At 61.7% G+C, this 18,690-nt stretch carries 18 protein-coding genes, 1 tRNA gene and 1 pseudogene; 10 read left to right on the top strand and 10 right to left on the bottom strand.

Translation table 11 applies throughout. The features are described from left to right. Nucleotides 1–51: 51 nt before the first annotated feature. Nucleotides 52–453: a large conductance mechanosensitive channel protein MscL gene (gene mscL / locus ACWTV3_RS04540; RefSeq protein ID WP_498477040.1), complete on the bottom strand. Its 402-nt coding sequence runs from the start codon at nt 451–453 to the stop codon at nt 52–54. Between the two features lie 112 nt (nt 454–565). Between mscL and ACWTV3_RS04535 the strand changes: the two genes are divergently transcribed. Beyond that, complete coding sequence (locus ACWTV3_RS04535) at nt 566–712, top strand: hypothetical protein (RefSeq protein ID WP_498477959.1); 147 nt, start codon at nt 566–568, stop codon at nt 710–712. Nucleotides 713–726: 14 nt separating this feature from the next. Here the strand turns inward: ACWTV3_RS04535 and ACWTV3_RS04530 are convergent. Together ACWTV3_RS04530 and ACWTV3_RS04525 are read right to left on the bottom strand one after the other, a co-directional pair. Next, a pseudogene (locus ACWTV3_RS04530) lies at nt 727–924 on the bottom strand (FmdB family zinc ribbon protein); the annotation flags it as partial. Then, entirely contained in the window at nt 875–1,465 is a 591-nt protein-coding gene (locus ACWTV3_RS04525; protein WP_100388418.1) for a 5-formyltetrahydrofolate cyclo-ligase, read from the bottom strand. The gene ACWTV3_RS04525 and the pseudogene ACWTV3_RS04530, both read right to left, overlap by 50 nt. Nucleotides 1,466–1,504: 39 nt before the next feature. On the opposite strand from ACWTV3_RS04525, the gene galU reads away from it, so the two are divergent. The 3 genes from galU to ACWTV3_RS04510 all read left to right on the top strand — a co-directional run bounded on the left by galU (nt 1,505) and on the right by ACWTV3_RS04510 (nt 4,077). Next, nucleotides 1,505–2,395, top strand: coding sequence for a UTP--glucose-1-phosphate uridylyltransferase GalU (galU, locus tag ACWTV3_RS04520; RefSeq protein ID WP_498477039.1), 891 nt, complete (start codon nt 1,505–1,507; stop codon nt 2,393–2,395). A gap of 3 nt (nt 2,396–2,398) precedes the next feature. Then, nucleotides 2,399–3,058 carry a GNAT family N-acetyltransferase gene (locus ACWTV3_RS04515; protein WP_498477038.1) on the top strand — a complete coding sequence of 220 codons (660 nt, stop codon included), beginning with the start codon at nt 2,399–2,401 and terminating at the stop codon, nt 3,056–3,058. Nucleotides 3,059–3,138: 80 nt separating this feature from the next. Then, nucleotides 3,139–4,077, top strand: coding sequence for a hypothetical protein (locus tag ACWTV3_RS04510; protein WP_498477037.1), 939 nt, complete (start codon nt 3,139–3,141; stop codon nt 4,075–4,077). 94 nt (nt 4,078–4,171) lie between these two features. Here the strand turns inward: ACWTV3_RS04510 and ACWTV3_RS04505 are convergent, their stop codons facing one another. The 3 genes from ACWTV3_RS04505 to ACWTV3_RS04495 form a co-directional block, all read right to left on the bottom strand. After that, entirely contained in the window at nt 4,172–5,803 is a 1,632-nt protein-coding gene (locus ACWTV3_RS04505; protein WP_341619400.1) for a monocarboxylic acid transporter, read from the bottom strand. Continuing rightward, nucleotides 5,800–6,192 carry a DUF485 domain-containing protein gene (locus ACWTV3_RS04500; RefSeq protein ID WP_498477036.1) on the bottom strand — a complete coding sequence of 131 codons (393 nt, stop codon included), beginning with the start codon at nt 6,190–6,192 and terminating at the stop codon, nt 5,800–5,802. Before ACWTV3_RS04500 ends, ACWTV3_RS04505 begins: the two co-directional genes overlap by 4 nt. A 64-nt stretch (nt 6,193–6,256) precedes the next feature. Then, the gene (locus ACWTV3_RS04495; protein WP_498477035.1) at nt 6,257–8,263 is read right to left on the bottom strand and encodes an AMP-binding protein; all 2,007 of its coding nucleotides are present in this window, start codon (nt 8,261–8,263) and stop codon (nt 6,257–6,259) included. Nucleotides 8,264–8,391: 128 nt separating this feature from the next. Between ACWTV3_RS04495 and ACWTV3_RS04490 the strand changes: the two genes are divergently transcribed. Together ACWTV3_RS04490 and ACWTV3_RS04485 are read left to right on the top strand one after the other, a co-directional pair. Next, a complete protein-coding gene (locus ACWTV3_RS04490; RefSeq protein ID WP_498477034.1) occupies nt 8,392–9,240 on the top strand; it encodes a LuxR C-terminal-related transcriptional regulator in 849 nt (282 codons plus the stop codon). 79 nt (nt 9,241–9,319) lie between these two features. Then, nucleotides 9,320–9,395: transfer RNA gene (locus ACWTV3_RS04485), tRNA-Ala, on the top strand. Between the two features lie 78 nt (nt 9,396–9,473). Here the strand turns inward: ACWTV3_RS04485 and ACWTV3_RS04480 are convergent. Next, nucleotides 9,474–11,228: an acetyl/propionyl/methylcrotonyl-CoA carboxylase subunit alpha gene (locus ACWTV3_RS04480; protein WP_498477033.1), complete on the bottom strand. Its 1,755-nt coding sequence runs from the start codon at nt 11,226–11,228 to the stop codon at nt 9,474–9,476. Between the two features lie 78 nt (nt 11,229–11,306). Next, the gene (locus tag ACWTV3_RS04475; protein ID WP_498477032.1) at nt 11,307–11,951 is read right to left on the bottom strand and encodes a Maf family protein; all 645 of its coding nucleotides are present in this window, start codon (nt 11,949–11,951) and stop codon (nt 11,307–11,309) included. A 21-nt stretch (nt 11,952–11,972) separates the two neighbouring features. Between ACWTV3_RS04475 and ACWTV3_RS04470 the strand changes: the two genes are divergently transcribed. The 4 genes from ACWTV3_RS04470 to ACWTV3_RS04455 all read left to right on the top strand — a co-directional run bounded on the left by ACWTV3_RS04470 (nt 11,973) and on the right by ACWTV3_RS04455 (nt 16,368). After that, on the top strand, nt 11,973–13,205 hold the full coding sequence (locus ACWTV3_RS04470; protein ID WP_498477031.1) for a class I SAM-dependent RNA methyltransferase: 1,233 nt from the start codon (nt 11,973–11,975) through the stop codon (nt 13,203–13,205). 82 nt (nt 13,206–13,287) lie between these two features. Then, nucleotides 13,288–13,998, top strand: coding sequence for a response regulator transcription factor (locus ACWTV3_RS04465; protein ID WP_100388429.1), 711 nt, complete (start codon nt 13,288–13,290; stop codon nt 13,996–13,998). Beyond that, the gene (locus tag ACWTV3_RS04460; RefSeq protein ID WP_498477030.1) at nt 13,988–15,322 is read left to right on the top strand and encodes a sensor histidine kinase; all 1,335 of its coding nucleotides are present in this window, start codon (nt 13,988–13,990) and stop codon (nt 15,320–15,322) included. Before ACWTV3_RS04465 ends, ACWTV3_RS04460 begins: the two co-directional genes overlap by 11 nt. Further along, complete coding sequence (locus tag ACWTV3_RS04455; protein WP_498477029.1) at nt 15,319–16,368, top strand: DUF8320 family protein; 1,050 nt, start codon at nt 15,319–15,321, stop codon at nt 16,366–16,368. The genes ACWTV3_RS04460 and ACWTV3_RS04455 overlap by 4 nt, the downstream gene beginning before the upstream one ends. A 444-nt stretch (nt 16,369–16,812) precedes the next feature. Here ACWTV3_RS04455 and ACWTV3_RS04450 read toward each other — a convergent pair whose 3' ends face one another. After that, complete coding sequence (locus tag ACWTV3_RS04450; RefSeq protein WP_498477028.1) at nt 16,813–17,049, bottom strand: acyl-CoA carboxylase epsilon subunit; 237 nt, start codon at nt 17,047–17,049, stop codon at nt 16,813–16,815. Then, entirely contained in the window at nt 17,046–18,617 is a 1,572-nt protein-coding gene (locus ACWTV3_RS04445; protein WP_498477937.1) for an acyl-CoA carboxylase subunit beta, read from the bottom strand. The genes ACWTV3_RS04450 and ACWTV3_RS04445 overlap by 4 nt, the downstream gene beginning before the upstream one ends. Nucleotides 18,618–18,690: the final 73 nt, after the last annotated feature.

The following is an 18,690-nucleotide window of genomic DNA, read 5'->3' as shown; positions in this document are numbered from 1 at the left end:
TCGCCGTGAGTGCTCGAGCTTCGGGGTAGCTCGAGTGAGAGCTCAGTTTCGCTAGCTGTTTTGCTTAGCGAGCAAGTCGCGAATCTGGAGAAGCAGTTCTGCTTCGGTCGGGCCAGCTTCGGGCTCCACGACGGCAGGCTTGCGCGCGTTCGCCAGCTTGGTGGCGTAGTTCATCGGAGCAACGATGGCGAAGTACACCACGGCGGCAACGAGCACGAACTGGATAATCGCCGCGAGAACCGCGCCGAAGTAAATGGTGGCGCCGCTGGAGCCGAGTACCACAGGAAGCGCTGTCGCGAGGGACTCGGCGCTGAAGATGGCGCCGATGAGCGGGTTGAAGACCGCTTCAACAATGGTGGTGACTACGGCCGAAAAGGCCGCACCGATAACGACCGCGACGGCCAAATCGATGACGTTGCCGCGCAGGATAAATTCTTTGAAACCGGAAAGCATGAGTGCTCCTAATTGTGGGGGATACGTCAACTATGACGTGTTTTAGCCCGCAGCAGAAGTTGAAGCCGCCGACTTCGTCGCAGAAGAGCCTGACGAAGTCGACGATCCAGACGTGGATGAGGAGCCAGTCGATGACGAACTCGACGACCCCGAATCGCTCGAACCCGATCCGGATGCCTTGCTCGACGACGACTTCGAACTCGACGAGCCAGAGCTCGAATCCGTGGAGCTCGTGGTCGAGCGCGAGTCATTGCGGTAGAAGCCCGAGCCATTGAACGTGACGCCGACGGCGGAGAAAATCTTGCGCAGCTTGCCCTGGCAGGCGGGGCAGACCGTGAGCGAGTCATCGGTAAACGACTGCTGAATATCGAAAGCGTTGTCGCACTCGGTGCAGCGGTAAGAGTAGGTAGGCACGAGATCCTTAGTTGTGCTCGGTGATGGTGACAATCCCTGAGGGGGTAACAATGCCATCCACTGGTTGGTCATGAATTTCGGTGGGCACTTCTGCCACATATTCGTTGTCGAAGATCACGGCGTAGACGGGAGGCTTGGTCTCCATCGAGCCAAGCGTCTTGTCGAAGTAGCCGCGGCCCCAACCCATGCGCATTCCGGAATGATCGACGGATGCCGCCGGCACAATAATGAGGTCAACGTCGTTGATAGCGATCGGGCCAAGTACTTCGCTCGTCGGAGCGGGCATACCGATGAGGTCTTTGTCTTCTTCTTCACCGTCGTACGGAGCCCAGTCGAGCAGACCGTCAGCGCGCGAGATGGGCAGCAGCACCGTGATGTCGTGGTCGCACGCCCAGCGCAAAAAACCACGCGTTTCGGGTTCGTCGGTGGTCGACAGATAGGCGGCTATCGAGGTGGAACCGAGCCGCTGAGCAAGTTCGATGAGGTTCGCTGTTACGCCTGTGTTAAATTCTTCCCGCTCTTTAGCGGTACAGATGCGTCGGCGTTCGCGTAATTCGGCCCTAAGTGCACGTTTGTCGTGACTGACATCGTCGGTCATACAAGTATTCTACGAGACTGGCGCACTAGCATGTACCCCATGGCTACGAAGATTACTAAAGCGGTTATCCCTGCTGCAGGTCTGGGCACTCGATTCTTGCCGGCAACAAAGGCAATGCCGAAAGAAATGTTGCCGGTGGTCGACAAACCGGCCATCCAATACGTTGTTGAAGAGGCGGTGAACGCTGGCCTTACCGACGTGCTGATGATCACGGGGCGAAACAAGAACGCTCTCGAAAATCACTTCGACCGCATGACGGAGCTTGAAGCAACTCTCGAGCAAAAAGGCGACACCGATCGCCTGCACAAAGTGGAATACTCCAACGACCTCGCCGACATGCACTACGTGCGCCAGGGAGACCCGCGCGGTCTCGGCCACGCTGTGCTCCGTGCCAAGATGCACGTCGGGCAAGAACCCTTCGCTGTATTGCTCGGCGACGACCTCATTGACGAGCGCGATGTTTTGCTGTCACGCATGCTCGATGAACAGATTTCGCGCAATGCCACCGTTATCGCCCTCATGGAGGTCGACCCCGCCCAGAGCCACATGTACGGCATCGCCACGGTTGAAGCGACCGACGATGATGACGTCGTGCGCATCACGGGCCTCATAGAAAAGCCCGCTCAGGGCACTGCTCCTTCTAATCTCGCCATCATCGGCCGTTACGTGTTGCGCCCCGAAATCTTCGAGATTCTTGAGCGCACCGATCCCGGCAAGGGTGGCGAAATCCAGCTGACGGATGCTCTGCTCGAGATGGCCGAAAGCGACATCGCTGGTGGTGTCTACGGTGTCGTCTTCCGCGGCCGCCGTTACGACACGGGTGACCGTCTCGACTACATCAAGGCCATCGTTCAGCTTGCCGTAGAGCGTGACGACTTGGGCCCCGAGCTGCGCCCGTGGCTGCAGCAGTTCAGCGCAACCCTGGACTAGTCAGTGGCGTACGGCATTCCGACGCTCGGCGAGGGAAGCATCACGATTCGCGCGATCCGGGTTCGTGATGCTCGGGCATTGGAACAAGAACTCCGCGATAACCGGGGGTGGCTCCGCAAGTGGGAAGCCACAAGCCCGGTCGGCCCAGCGTCCTTTGACGTGAAGTCGAGCATCCGGGGCTTGCTGCAACAGTCCCGTGCTGGCACCGGGCTGCCCTTCGTTATTGAGTATGACGGCGAGGTTGCGGGGCAACTCAACGTGTCGTCGATCACCTATGGGTCGCTGGCGTCAGCATCCATTGGTTACTGGGTGTCGGAGCGTTTCGCGGGCAAAGGGCTCACGCCCACGGCCGTAGCGCTGGCCACCGACTACTGCTTCTTTCAGCTCGGGCTCCACCGCATGGAGATCTGCATACGCCCGGAGAACGAGCCGAGCCTGCGCGTGGTCGAGAAGCTCGGCTTTCGGTACGAGCAACTCCGCCGCCGCTACATCCACATCGACGGCGACTGGCGCGACCACTTTTGCTTCGCGCTCACCGTGGAAGAAATTCCGCAGGGCGTTTTCCGTCGCTGGCAATCCGGGCAGGCCCCCGAACAGGATGCCCACATTCCGCCCGCGGACCGCCTCAAGGCATCCCAACCCATGAACCTTCCCCGCCGGTAGAAGGCACACTCTCAGCAAGTTTTGAGATCACTGCCGCGTGCCGACGGCCTGTCGCGTGCGGATGCTCGTACCGTATAGCCATGGAACTCACCAGCATCGGCGGCGGCGTCATGATCGCGCTCGCCGCGGCGCTGTGGTTGGTGTATCTGGTTCCCAACTGGTTTAAGAATCGCGAGTACTTAGCCACCGAGCGCAATGCCGTTCGGCTGCAGCAGACGATCCGCGTGCTGGCGCAGACATCGGAAGTGCCGGATGAGGTTCGCGCTGAAGCAGTGGCGCGTCAGGCCGCCGAACTCGCCAAAGCGCAAGTAAATCAAGGGCCCGTTGCCGTTGGTCGCGCCGTGACCCCGCCGACGCGAGAAGAAGCGCTCGCGCTCTCTGCCCGTCGCCTTCGCCGTACCCGCGCTTTCACCGCCCTTGTCTTGCTCGCCAGCATCGCAGTCGTCACGGTCAACGTCGTCATGATCTTCACCGCTGGAGCAGCTCTTGCCTCCGGAACCTGGTTGATTCTCGCCGCAGCGACCATGGCCGGAATCAGCGCCACCGCAATGCTGTCGCGCCTCGCTGAGCGTTCGCGCGCCCGCCGCGACGAGAGCGCTCCCGCAACGCGCGCCGCAGCGCCCCGTCGTCGCGTCGTACTGTCGTCAGACGCTCCCGTCGAAGACGTCACCTCGAAAGTCAGCTGGACGCCCGTGCCAGTACCCAAGCCGATGTACCTCACTCGGAGCAACGCTCCCGAAGCAGCAGTCGCTGCTGCCCGTCACGCTGGGCAGATCGACAGCGAGCTGCGGGCTGCGGCGGAATCCGCCGAACAAGCCTTGCGCGCGAACACCGCCGCCATGGCCTCGGCAACGCGAGAAGCAGAGCTTGCGCGCGAAGCTAAGAACAAACCTGCCGCGCCCGCCGAAGCACCTGCCGCGGCATCCCCGCCCAGTCGCTTTGCCGGTATGGGCATTGTTGAGGTTGACGGCCGCGCGCCCGACCTCGACGCCGCGCTCGCTCGTCGCCGCGCTAGCTAGCAGCTAGCCGCCAGCACCGATCCCGGACACAACACTGGGGCGTAGCGCACGGCGGTTAGTCCGTGAGCTACGCCCCAGCGTGTTGTGGTTCTCCCTAGTGTTCGGTGGCCGCTTCCGCCCCGTGACCCGTGAGAGAACGTACGTCCATCTCGGCGGCAAGATCGGGGTCTTCCGTGCGCGATGAAGTCACGGTGCCCAACCAGCCGAGAGCAAACCCGAGCGGAATCGAAACGATTCCAGGGTTCTGAAGCGGGAAGAGTGCGAAGTCCACACCCTCGCCCAGCATCGAGGTGGGGGTGCCACTCATCACGGGCGAGAACACGATCAACAAGATCGCTGCGGAGAGCCCGCCGACCATGCTCCACACTGCGCCGCGGGTGTTGAACCGCTTCCAGTAGAGGGAATACAGAATGGTGGGCAGGTTCGCACTCGCCGCGACGGCGAAAGCGAGAGCCACGAGGAACGCGATGTTCTGGCCTTGAACGCCAATGCCTCCCGCGACGGCAAGAACTCCGATCACGACAACGGTGCGTCGCGCAATCTTGACCTCGGCATCCGGGTCGCCCTTGCCCTTCTTGATCACGTTGGAGTAAATGTCGTGAGCGAAGGATGCCGCGGCCGTGATCGTGAGCCCCGCCACCACCGCGAGAATGGTCGCAAAGGCGATCGCAGAAACGAACCCGAGCAACAGGGGGCCTCCGAGCTCGAGCGCCAAGAGCGGCGCCGCCGAGTTCACTCCGCCCGGTGCATCCAGAATCGTTGCCGAACCCACCAGGGCTGCCGCTCCGTACCCCAAGACGAGGGTAAGGATGTAGAAGCCGCCGATGAGCCAAATCGCCCAGACGACCGAGCGCCGAGCTTCTTTAGCCGTGGGCACCGTGTAGAAACGCATCAGCACGTGAGGCAGGCCCGCCGTGCCCAGCACCAGAGCGAGCGACAACGAGATGAAGTCGAGCGGGTTCGTGCCGTACTTGAGCCCCGGCGCCAAGATCGCCTCGGCGGGGGTCGCCACCGAGTTGTCTACGGCACTCTGCAGCACGCGCGACAGATCGAAGCCGTTCAGGATGAGTACCCAAATTGCCATCGCGATGGCGGCGCCCACCAAGAGGAACGCTTTCACGATCTGCACCCACGTGGTGCCCTTCATGCCACCAATGAGTACGTAGAGGATCATCAAACCACCCACGATGGCGACAACGATCGATTGCCCGACCTTGTCGTCGATGCCGAGGAGGAGTGAAACGAGTCCACCCGCTCCGGCCATCTGCGCCAGGAGATAGAAGAAGCAGACCGCGAGCGTCGTGAGTGCTGCCGCCATTCTTACTGGACGCTGCTTCAGGCGGAAGGACAAAACATCCGCCATCGTGAACTTGCCGGTGTTGCGCATGAGTTCGGCGACCAAGAGCAGAGCGACGAGCCAGGCCACCAAGAAGCCGATGGAGTACAAGAACCCGTCATAGCCGTTGATCGCGATTGCTCCCACGATACCCAAGAAAGATGCCGCCGAGAGGTAGTCGCCGGTAATGGCGAAACCATTCTGGGGGCCCGTGAACGACCGGCCGCCGGCGTAGTAATCGGCGGCCGAAGCGTTGTTGCGACTGGCCCGGATGACAATGAAGAGCGTGATGCCGACAAACGCGATGAAGATCGAGATGTTGAGAATCGGATTGCTCTGAGACTCGGCATCAACCGCCGTCGCGAGCATGCTCACCGTGAAGAGATTCATGCTGCGGACTCCTTGGCTTCGAGGTCGGCTCGCAGTTCGGCGGCGAGAGGATCAAGCCGGCGGTTCGCGAAGGAGACGTAGGTCATGGTGATGATGAACGTCGTAATGAATTGGCCAAAGCCGAGCAACAGTCCGACATTAATTACGCCGAAGACCGGCGTCGCCATGAAGTCGTGCGCATATGCCGCGAGGATCACATACGCGAAGTACCAGACCAGAAAGAAGACCGTGAGGGGAAACACGAACGAGCGGTGGCGCCGTTTGAGCTCAATAAAGGTCGGATTCTTCTCCTCGGCTCGATAGTCGAGCCCAGTGCGCGTCGGCGGCGCAGTAGCGGTCTCGCCGGGCGGGGAACTGGCTTTTGGGGTGGGGGAACTTTCATCAGACATTGGGGGCCTCCTTGCCACAAATGGTTGATACGGGGGATGGATGAAGCGGGTACGTCTTCGGGAACTAGAGCGCGCGAGTGCGGCCGGCAGCGGTGTAAATTGCGTCCAAAACTGTGACGTCCTCGATGGTCGGCGGAATGCGCACGTCTTCGCCGTCGAAGATCTGGCGAATTGTCTTGCGCAAGATTTTGCCCGAGCGGGTCTTGGGCAGTCGCTCGACCACCATGACGTCCCGGAAGGCGGCGACGGGCCCAATCACCTCGCGCACGAGCGCTACAAGCTCGATAGCGAGGGCGCCTTCGTCACGGTCCCTGCCGTGCTTCATCGTGATGAAGGCCGCGGCTCGCTGTCCCTTCAGTTCGTCGTGAAGTCCGAGAACGGCGCATTCCGCGACATCCGGATGTTGCGAAATCACTTCTTCGAACGACCCCGTCGACAGGCGGTGCCCCGCCACGTTGATGACGTCATCGGTGCGCCCCATCACGAAGAGATACCCGTCATCGTCGAAGTAACCGGCATCACCGGTGGCGTAGTAGCCGGGGAACTCGGTGAGGTAGGAGTTCTCGAACCGTTCCGTGCTTCCCCAGAGCCCGATCAGAGCGCCGGGAGGGAGGGGCAACTGGATCGCAATGTTTCCCTCGGTGCCTGGCTTTGTGACGTCATTGCCTTCGCGGTCGAGGATGCGGGGAACGAACCCGGGCATCGGCACCCCCGTTGAGCCTGCCTTCGACTCGAGCTGCTGAAGTCCGCGGGGGTTGGCACAAATGGGCCACCCCGTCTCGGTCTGCCACCAGTGGTCGACGATGGGAACACGGATGCCGTCGTTTGCCCAGTGCCACGTTTCGGTATCGAGGCGCTCGCCGGCGAGGTAGATCGCTTGCAGGCTCGAAGTGTCATATTTCTCCAGCTCATCGAGCGTGGGATCTTCGCGGCGGATCGCGCGCAGCGCGGTGGGCGCTGTGTAGAGCACGTCGACGCTGTGCTCCTGGATGATGCGCCAGAACGCTCCCGCGTCAGGGGTGCCAATCGGCTTTCCCTCGTAAAGTACCGTCGCCGCGCCGGCGAGGAGGGGGCCGTAAACGATGAAGGAATGGCCAACGACCCAGCCGACATCCGACGCTGTGAAAATCGTGCTGTCGTGGCCCACAGCGTAGATATTGGTCATGGCCCACTGCAGTGCGACGGCGTAACCGCCTGTGTCGCGCACGACGCCCTTGGGGCTACCGGTAGTTCCGGAGGTGTAGAGAATGTAGAGCGGGTCTTGAGAGCGCATCTCCACAGCGTCGGCGGGAAGAGCGCCCGTCTCGAGTGCATCCCAGTCCAACCACGCGACGTCGAGAGACCCGCCGTTAGCAGCTCCCGTGGCGTACTCGGTGATATCGCCGGCGATCTGAGGGCGGTCCTTGACGATGACATGGCGCACGCTGCCACTGCTGAGCCCAATCGCCTGATGAACGATGGGCAGGTATTCCACGTGGCGAGCGGGCTCGAGGCCTCCGGTGGCGGTCACGATGACCGAGGGAGTGGCGTCGTTGATGCGAACGGCGAGTTCGTTGGCGGCGAAGCCTCCGAATACCACCGAATGAACGGCGCCGATGCGCGCGCACGCCAGCATGGCGACCACTGCTTCGGAGATCATGGGCAGGTAGATCAAGACACGATCGCCTGCGCCGACACCCAGTTCCTGAAGGGCGCCGGCGAACTTTCTCACGCGCTCGAGGAGCTCGGCGTAGGTGAGCACGTTCTGCTCGCCGGTCATAGCGGAGTCGGTGATGAGTGCGGGGTTGCCGCCTCGGCCCGCGGCGACGTGGCGGTCGAGAACGTTGACGCTCATGTTCATGGTTCCGTCGGCAAACCAGCACCCGTGATCGGTGCCGGGCTGGTCAGCTTGTCTGGGGGAGGACAGCGTTGGTGGCGTAATCCAGTCGACGCGGCCGGCCTGCTGCAGCCAGAAGTCGTCGGGAGCACGCGTTGAATGCTCGTAGGTTTCGGCGTAAGAACCGCTCTGCTGACGTAAGCGAGCGGACGCTGTGTGAGCCGAAACTCGTTCTAGCGAAGGGGCATCTGGCATCAATTTCTCCTTTGAAATGTGAGCTGTGGATTCCCTGCGGGGGCTAAAGAATCCCGTGCTAGCCTCAGATTACGGAGGGGCGTACAGGTCGTAATACCCCCGAAAGTTGGGAATCCGCAATGGCGCAGATGTCTGAACCAAGTGACTTCGAATTGATCCAGCAAGCCACTCGAGAGATTGCCTCGAGCACCGGCTTTAGCCTGTCTTTTGGCGGGCTCACGTCGGGTATTGAGCTGACCGTCAGCGCCTTCAGCGGTGCGCGAACGGGCAATCTCGACGGCCTGAAGGTGCGAAAAGAGCGCGGGCTCGGTGGCTTAGCGATGGCTCAGCGCAGTCCCCGTTTTACGCGCAACTATGAGCGCGAGAGCGACATCACCCACGACTACGACAGCGCAGTCTTGGGTGAAGGTGTCGTGTCTCTGCTGGCAATCCCCATCATTGCCGGAGGCACATTGCGCGGGCTGATCTACGCCGGATCACATTCCCTCGTCGAGCCTGATACTGCGGCGGCTAGGCCCGCGGTCGCCATCGCTGCAGCGCTGGGTAACGAGCTCGCGATTCGGGATGAAGTGACGCGTCGCCTGGTGGCATTGCGGTCGAATCCAGGCGGGGGATTGTCGCCCGTGGCGGAGGAGCACGTGCGGGAGCAATTTGCGCAGCTGCGCCAGTTGGCGGCGACAGTCGCGGATCGCGACGTCAAGAAGAAGTTGCACGACATCGGCCGAGGGCTCACGGACGCGCTTAGCGTGGGCGACCCCGACCTGTTGCCGCGCGATCGAAGCGTGCAACTTTCGCCCCGCGAGACAGACGTGCTCTCGTGCGTCGCTCTCGGTTACAGCAATTCGCGCACGGCGGCGCTGCTGTCTCTCACCGAGCAAACGGTCAAGGGGTACCTCGGCAGTGCCATGAAGAAACTCGATGCGTCGTCGCGCTTCACGGCAGTCTCGTCCGCCCGAAAGCTGGGGCTCTTGCCCTAAGGCAGCATCCGTCTCCCAGAGTGCGGCCGGATTCGTCGTTGCCAACATTTGGCGAGTGATATTGTTGCTTCAGCAGTACGGGCCCTTGGCGCAGTTGGTAGCGCGCCTCGTTCGCATCGAGGAGGTCAGGAGTTCAAATCTCCTAGGGTCCACCAACTGCAAAGGCCGCACAGCCCGTCGCGAAACGGAATGTGCGGCCTTTCTTACGCTGTCAGCGCGTGGAGCTGCGCGCCCTAGTCAGCGATGTTCATGAGCAGGTGGCCAGACGAGACCGTTAGGCCGACTGATGCGTTGATCGATGCAACGACGCCGTCCTTGTGCGCGACGAGCGGCTGTTCCATCTTCATCGCTTCGAGAACAAGGATGAGGTCGCCCTTGACGACCTTGTCGCCCTCGGCAACCGCAACCTTCACGATCGTCGCCTGCATCGGTGCCTTGACCGAGTCACCGGTAATTGTGTTGACGCTGGATGCTGCCCGACGCTTGGGAGCGGCCGAGAGCGTTGCACCGGTCGACGTGCTCGGTACGAGCTTGGAGGGCAGGTTCACTTCGACGCGCTTGCCGTTGACCTCGACGACCACATTGTGGCGAGCGACAACGGGAGTCTCATCGGCGAGAGATCCGGTCCAGGGCTCGATGTCGTTCTCAAACTCGGTTTCGATCCAGCGCGTGTACACGCTGAAGGGGTCGCTAGTGAAAGCAGGATCGCGCACGATCTTGCGGTGGAACGGAAGCACCGTGGGAAGGCCAGCAACCTCGAACTCGTCGAGGGCGCGGCGCGAACGCTCAAGAGCATCCTCGCGGCTGGAACCGGTAACGATGAGCTTGGCGAGCAGAGAGTCAAAGGCGCCGCTGATCTCGTCGCCGGTCGTGACACCACTGTCGACACGGATGCCGGGGCCGCCGGGCACGCGCAGAACGTGAACGGGACCGGGGGAGGGCATGAAGTTCAGGCCAGCGTCTTCACCGTTGATGCGGAACTCAAAGGAGTGGCCGCGCGGGGTGGGGTCGTCGTAGTCGAGCACTCCACCTTCCGCGATGCGGAATTGTTCGCGAACGAGGTCAATGCCCGTCACTTCTTCAGAGACGGGGTGCTCGACCTGGAGGCGAGTGTTCACTTCGAGGAACGAAATCGTGCCGTCCTTGGCTACGAGGAACTCACAGGTGCCAGCACCGAGGTAACCCACTTCGCGCAGGATGGCCTTGGAGGACTCGTACAAGGCTTTGTTCTGCTCATCGCTGAGGAACGGGGCCGGTGCCTCTTCAACAAGCTTCTGGTGGCGACGCTGCAGTGAGCAGTCGCGGGTGGAAATCACGACGACATTGCCGTGAGCATCCGCGAGGCACTGGGTCTCGACGTGACGAGGCTGGTCGAGGTACTTCTCCACGAAGCACTCGCCGCGACCGAAGGCTGCAACAGCCTCGCGGGTAGCGGAGTCGAACAGCTCAGGAATTTCTTCACGAGTGCGCGCAACCTTGAGGCCGCGACCGCCGCCGCCGAATGCTGCCTTGATGGCAACCGGGAGACCGTGAAGATCAACGAAGTCGAGAACTTCCTCCGCGCCCGAGACGGGGTTGAGGGTTCCGGGGGCGAGTGGTGCGCCCACCTTCTCGGCGATGTGGCGAGCCGAAACCTTGTCGCCCAGCTTCTCAATCGCTTCGGGCGACGGGCCGATCCAGATGATGCCAGCCTCGATGACGGCACGAGCGAAGTCGGCGTTCTCTGCGAGGAAGCCGTAGCCCGGGTGGATGGCGTCGGCACCGGAACGGCGCGCGATCGACAGAATCTTGTCGATCACGAGATACGTCTCAGCGCTCGTGGAGCCCTCGAGGGCATATGCCTCATCGGCGAGCTTCACGTGCCGAGCATCCCGATCCTGGTCGGCATAAACCGCCACTGAACCGATGCCACTGTCTTTAGCCGCGCGGATAACGCGAACGGCGATCTCTCCGCGGTTGGCGATGAGTACCTTCGTAATACGAGCCATAGTGACCTAGCTTATGGGGATGATGGCCGAAGCCTTGGGCTGAAGCGCACAAAAATCTGGGACAAGCACTGTGAATGCCTACAGAGACGGGCGATCGATGTTCCAGAGATCGGTCCACTCAGCTTCGAACTCCCGCATGAGTTGGCGCACCAACGAAACCGAGAGCCCCACTACAGCGTGCGGGTCGCCTTCGATGCTCTCGATGAACGCAGCGCCGAGGCTATCAATCGTGAATGAGCCGGCTACTTTCAAGGGCTCGCCGGTTGCGACATAGGCGTCGATTTCTGCATCCGAAATATTGGCTGCAAAACTTACGCTGGCGCTCGAGACGGCACCGGTCGCGCCACGAACCCGGCCTCCGCGGTGATCGATGAGCCAGTGGCCGGAGTGCAACACGCCCGTGCGACCGCGCTGCGCGTGCCACCGCTGCCGCGCAATCTCTGGTTCATGCGGCTTTCCAAATAATTCGCCATCCAATTCAAAAGCGGAATCTCCACCCAAAATGAAGCCATCGATCGGCGCGCCAGCGACCAGCGCGCCAACCACCGCTTCGGCCTTGGCGCGCGCCAACAACTCAACAAGGGCGGGGCCATCGAGGGGGCCGGGGGCTGCGGCGGCAACAGCGTCTTCGTCAACGCCGGAGGCCAAAAGTACGGGGTCGACGCCAGCGGCACGCAGTGTTGCGAGGCGCGCGGGAGAGGTCGAAGCAAGATAAAGGCGCACAAAGGCTCCTATGCTCAAGGGATGGGTGAATTGCTTGGCCAGATGATCGAAGTAGACGTTACCAACATTGCGCACGGGGGTGTCAGTGTGGCGCGGCACGACGGCCGTGTCGTGTTTGTCTCCGACGCGATCCCGGGAGAACGGGTGCTCGCGCGCATTACCGACGACAAAAAGAAGTCGTTCTGGCGTGCGGAGACAGTAAAAGTTGTGACGCCGAGTGAACACCGCCAAGAGCACGTCTGGGCGGCCGCAGGTGTTGATCGCGATCCCGACAATCGTGCCGGCGGCGCGGAATTCGGCCACATAGAACTCAGCCACCAACGCGAGCTCAAGGCTCAAATCCTCAGCGAGTCTCTTGAGCGCATGGCCAAGGTCACGCTCGCGCCGGTTGTCGAAGCCGTTCCCGGCGACGACGAACGCCAGGGACTCGGATGGCGCACCCGCGTCAGCCTGCACGTTGACGAACATGGAAACGTGGGTCCGTTCGCGGCCCGGTCGCACCGAGTCATCTCAGTCGCTGACCTGCCGCTCGCGACTCCTGAGCTTTCGGCTGGCGCACCGCTCGATCAAAACTTCACCGGTTTCGACCGCGTTGACGTTCTCAACCCCAGCACGGGGGGAGTGCGCCTGATCATCGGTAAGCAAAAGCCTCAGGTCATCACCGAAACGGTAGGGGAGCGTGAATTCACGCTGCTCGATTCCGGTTTCTGGCAGGTTCACCATGGCGCCGCCCAAGTGCTGACCTCGGCCGTGCAAGACGCTATTAATCCCGAACTTTTTGACCCCGCGGCATCCAACTTGGATCTCTATGGTGGCGTTGGCCTCTTCGCTGCGGCAGTGGGCGACAAGTTTGGCCCCGCGACCAAGATCACCTCGGTCGAGGCCGAGTCGGCCGCTACCGACCACGCCGCGCAGAACCTGTCGGAGTGGCTTGGTGCTCACGCAGAGACCGGTCGCGTCGATCACTGGCTCCGTCAGCACTTGAAAGAAGCGACCGCCACCGAGCGCGCGCGTCTTGATAAGGCCACCATCATTCTCGACCCGCCGCGTTCGGGCGCTGGCCGTGAGGTAGTCGATCTCGTTTCTCGGGCGCATCCGGCCCAGGTCGTTTATGTTGCGTGCGATCCCGTGGCGTTTGCCCGCGATGTTGCTTTCTTTGCTGAGCGCGGGTACGAGCTCTCGAGCGTGCGCGCATTCGATCTCTTCCCGCACACTCATCACGTCGAAGCTGTGGGAACGTTCACGCGAAAGTGAGCACGTGTGTTGGACTAGCCAACATGCATGATCGCGCTCTATCGCGGCTACGATAGGGCACAGAAACTCAGGAGGACGCCACATGGCCCAGACAGAATCATCCGGGACCGAGACGCCCAATGAGAGCGCTCAGCGGAACATCACCGTTGCCGTCGTAGACGATCACGAATCGGTGCGGCTGGGCCTCAAGGCCGCCTTCATCGATGAGGGTTACGACTTTGTGCTCGCCGCGGCCACAGTGAAAGAACTCGTCGAAGGCCTCAATGGCCGTGAGGTTGACGTTGTTGTTCTCGACCTTTCGCTCGGCGACGGCTCTACCGTCACCGACAACGTAAAGAACGTGCAAGCCACGGGATCTGCCGTGCTCGTTCACAGCATCGCTGACCGCGTGGCTAGCGTGCGTGAAGCGCTCGCCGCCGGAGCCGCTGGTGTTATTCCTAAGTCATCCGCCACGAAGACCGTGCTCGCCGCTGCCGCAACGGTTGCGCGCGGTGAGGTTCTCAACAACCTCGAGTGGGCAACGGCAATCGACGCTGACCGCGACTTCTCCAAGGCTCAACTCGGCCGCCGGGAACGCGAAATCTTGCATCTCTACGCTTCGGGGCTGCCGCTCAAGCTTGCCGCCCAGCAGCTGGGTATCGGCTACTCGACCGCGCGTGAATATCTCGACCGCATCCGCGTGAAGTACGTCGAGGTGGGTCGCCCCGCTCCGACCAAGGTCGACCTTTTGCGTCGCGCCGTTGAAGACGGAATCCTTCCTGGATTGGATTCTGAAGGCGGCGATGGCCACTAGCCTCACGACGGCGCGACCGGCGCCCACGGCAAAGCAGCCGCGAAATCCGATCAGCCGCAAACAGGTTGAGCGCGTTATTTCGCGCTCTGTCGCGGTAATTGGTCTCGTTTTCGGTGCGCAAACCCTGCCGTGGCTGCTCGGCCAAACAGGCGAGGCGCAGCCGTGGTGGCTGCTGACGTTCGTGCCGGCCCTCTTCGGGCTGCTGATCGTGGTGGTTGTGGCGTCGTTCGCGAACCGCGCTGTCCGTGCAATGCACGGAACCTTCGCGGTGGTGTACTTCTTGGCTCTCGTAAGCTGGCCGTTCACCGTTCTTCCCGACGTCGAAGTGTTCAGCGGCATCCACTGGCTGAACTACCTCATTACGGTCGCGACGGCGATGGCCGCGATCGCCTTCAGCCGTGTCACGGCGACGATTTATCTCTTCGCTGCACCGCTGGTCTATCTCGTGGTGCGGAGCCTGCCGGTTGGTGGCGATGCGCCGTGGCAGCTCGCTGTGCTCGAAGCTTTCTACGCCCTAATTTTGGGTAGCGCCATCATGATCATCGTGACGATGCTGCGCCAAGCAGCAACGAACGTGGATGACGCTCAAGCGACAGCACTTCGGCGCTACGGCAATGCGGTGCGGCAGCACGCCACCGAGGTCGAGCGCGTGCAAGTCGACTCAATTGTTCACGACAGTGTGCTCACGACCTTCATCTCGGCTGCGCGCGCGTATTCACCGGATGCGCAACGCCTCGCGGCGGTTATGGCCGGGAACGCGATCGGTCACTTGCGCGAAGCCGCCGCAACGTCACCGGATGACATTTCCACCATCCAAGCCACCGATCTCGCGCAGCGGGTTGTCACGTCGGCTGACCTGCTTGCTTCTAACTTCACGTGTGCTGTGCGCAGCGTTGGCGCGCGTTCGTTGCCGGCGGCCGCCGCCGAAGCCGTCCACTCCGCTGCCGTGCAGGCGATGATGAACAGCCTTCAGCACGCGGGAGGCGCCGATGTACTGCGCAGCGTTGAAGTGCGCGGTCTCGAGGGAAACGGTATTGAGGTGTTGATCACCGACACCGGAGGCGGTTTCGATCTCGATCACGTTCCACAGGAGCGACTCGGAGTGCGCGTATCGATCGTGGAACGCGTGGCAAACGCGGGTGGGCGAACGGCTATCGCCTCGGTGCCCGGCGCGGGAACGCAGATTTGCATTCAGTGGCCCCACAACAACAGGAGCGACGAAATTTCTACGTTGGTTGATCCTGTGGCGGCGGTTCCTGAGCTCACCGAGCCCGACGAGCATGAAGCTGTCGCTCTCTCGGATGAAGCGGAGGGCGAACAGTGAACATCGGAGTTCCCCGCTACCTGATTGTGGGCTTGGCCGCGCTCTTCTCGGCGTACCACATCGTCTTAGCCAACTACACGATTGATATCCCCGATCGGCCGCTACCGATCTACATTGCGATGGCGCTCTATGGCATCGCAACTATCGTGAGCTTGCTGCCGTGGGGGCCTGTGCGCATGCCCATCTGGATGGCGACGTTCAACTTCGCTACCGTCGTGGCCATCTCGCTGTTGGTCGCTAACGAGCTCGACTTCACCCGCGAGGGGGGAACGGGCTACGCGACGTGGTACGTCGCGGCCAGCGGCACTCTGCTCACGATCACGTCAACGCGGGGGCGTCATACCTTCGCATGGCTCGGCATCGGATTCCTTGTCGCGCATACGTTCAGTCTGGGCCCGGTAGGGCCGGCAGGGTTGTTCAGCCTCGGAATCGTCGGCAGCGCATCCTGGGTCGCCGTTTCGCACGTGCTGAGCAGTGGCTTGGCGAAGGCATCCAAAGACGCACAGCGCTTTATCTTGGCGGAGCAAGAAGCGACTGACTGGCAAGCTGCTCAAGACGCGCACGTTCACGAACGTCAGTTCCGACTCGACCAGACCAGCTCGATGGCGCTCGAAATGCTCGAACGTATTCGTGAAACAGATGGTGACCTCTCGGACGCCGAACGCCGCGAGTGTCTCAACCTCGAAGGCGCCATTCGTGACGAGATTCGTGGACGCAAGCTCCTCAACGACGCTGTCCGTGATCAGGTTATGATCGCGCGACGCCGTGGCGCAACCGTCACTCTTCTCGATGAAGGCGGTATCGATGACCTCTCTGACGAGGATCTCGACCGGGTGCTCAACCGCCTTGCCCAGGCGATCCAGTCGACCAGCGCTGACAAGGTGATTGCTCGGACGGTGCCAGAGGGCTCGGATGTCGCGATTACGGTCGTGGGCTTGCACAGCGCAGGCGACGGCGAATCGAGCGCGCTCGGCCAAGACTCTCTTGAAGAGGATGTCGTTGATATCTGGCTTGAGATCCCTCGAGTGGATGCCGTCAGCGTCTAAGGCGGCTCACCGGCTCTGCGCGCGCCTGTAAACGAGCGCGGGTTCGTTGGGGCAGGAGTGGCGCGTTCTGCAGCGTAGGGCGCGTTAACGGCGGAAGGGCCGGAGTGGCTATAAGAAGCACTTCTCCGACCCTTCGCTAGAACCCGGATCAGGACGATAACCCGAATATCGTCCTGATCCGCCCCCAAAGAATTGGCCCGCTTACCCTAGTCGGCCAACCTTTGGCGGTGTAACTCCTATGGAGATCCACCTAGCACTTAATATTCTGCACTACGCAAACAACTAACAAAGTCGGTTCTTTGGGGGACTCTCGGGGGACAATTTTTCCCTTGAGCCGCGGAGTTCCTTGGGTTTTCGCGGTTTTCAACGAATTCCGTTGCTCGTAATTGGGGTACGACTACGAAACCACAGGTTTTACGCAATGCACGGGGCAAAAGTTCCGTTTTAGCGTCGAGCGCTCGCGTTCCACGCCCCGGGCCCCGGGGTGAGCGGTTCACGAATCGGGCGCTGACTGCGAGCCCATGCCGAGGCTGGAGCCACATCATCCGCACCCGCAAGCTCTGCCGATTCCAGCAGAGCGGCGCGCACGACAGCCGTAACGGCCGCCGCTTCTTCAGGCGTGACGTTCCGGGAGACGATCCGAATGTCGGCCGGCTCCTCGGCAGCATGTTCGCCGATCACAGCGGAATGTTTCCGTGCTTCTTGGGCGGCATGCTCGCGCGCTTCGTGCGCAGTGCACGCAGGGCCTTGACGACCTGCACGCGAGTGGCAGCGGGCTCGATAACGCCGTCGAGCTCGCCACGCTCCGCGGCGAGGAACGGGCTGGCAACGTTGTAGGTGTACTCGTTGGCGAGTCGCGTGCGCACGGCAGCGACATCCTCACCAGCGGCTTCGGCGGCCTTGATCTCACCGCGGTACAGGATGTTGACGGCGCCCTGGCCACCCATGACGGCAATCTCGGCGGTCGGCCACGCGTAGTTGAGGTCAGCACCCAGTTGCTTGGATCCCATGACGATGTAAGCCCCGCCGTAGGCCTTGCGCGTGATGACGGTCACCAGCGGCACGGTCGCTTCAGCGTAGGCGTAGAGCAACTTGGCGCCACGGCGAATAACGCCGGTCCACTCTTGGTCGGTTCCGGGCAGGTAGCCGGGCACGTCGACGAGAGTGAGGATGGGGATGCTGAACGAATCGCAGAAACGAACGAAACGGGCAGCCTTTTCGCCGGCCTCGATGTTGAGGGTTCCGGCCATGGCCTGAGGCTGGTTGGCGATGATGCCAACCGAGCGACCTTCAACGCGGCCAAAACCGACCACGATGTTGGGGGCGAAGAGAGGCTGGGTTTCAAGGAAGTCGCCGTTGTCGACGATGTGCTCAATGATCGTCTTCACGTCATAGGGCTGGTTGGGGCTGTCGGGAATGATCGCGTTGAGCTTGCGATCCTCGTCCGTGATTTCCAACTCAACTTCGCTCTCGTAGATGGGAGCATCCGAGAGGTTGTTGTCGGGCAAGAAGCCGACGAGGGTGCGCGCGTAGTCGAGAGCATCCTCTTCATCGCTCGCCAAGTAGTGAGCAACGCCCGACACCTTGTTGTGGGTGAGAGCGCCACCGAGCTCTTCCATGCCGACATCTTCACCGGTAACGGTCTTGATGACGTCGGGGCCAGTCACGAACATCTGGCTGGTCTTGTCGACCATGATCACGAAGTCGGTGAGTGCTGGGGAGTAGACGGCGCCACCAGCGGCCGGGCCCATGATGATCGAGATCTGCGGGATGACACCCGACGCTTGAGTGTTGCGGCGGAAAATCTCGCCGTACTTGCCGAGAGCAACAACGCCCTCTTGAATGCGAGCTCCACCGGAGTCGAGCATGCCGATGATCGGAACACCCGTCTTCATGGCATGATCCATGACCTTGATGATCTTTTCGCCAGCGACCTCGCCGAGCGAACCACCGAAAATGGTGAAGTCCTGCGCGTAGACAGCGACCTGGCGACCGTGGATGGTGCCGACACCGGTAACGACAGCGTCACCGTAAGGGCGCTTCTTCTCCATGCCGAAGGCGTGGGTGCGGTGTCGAACGAACTCGTCGAGCTCTACGAACGAGCCGTGGTCGAGCAACTGCTCAATTCGCTCGCGGGCGGTCATCTTGCCCTTGGCGTGCTGCTTTTCAATGGCCGCGTCACCGCTGGCGGTCACGGCTTCGTGATAGCGGTTCTTGAGATCGGCGATCCGGCCGGCGGTCGTGAACATGTCTGGAGTCGAGTTGTCTTCGGTCACTGTGTCACTTTACCCACCCATCCCGTGCTTGTGTGGTTGGCGGAAC

This window comes from Salinibacterium sp. AL4.1 (assembly GCF_059767305.1).
Note: the sequence above shows the minus strand (reverse complement) of the source record. Positions and strands in the feature narration are given on the sequence as shown.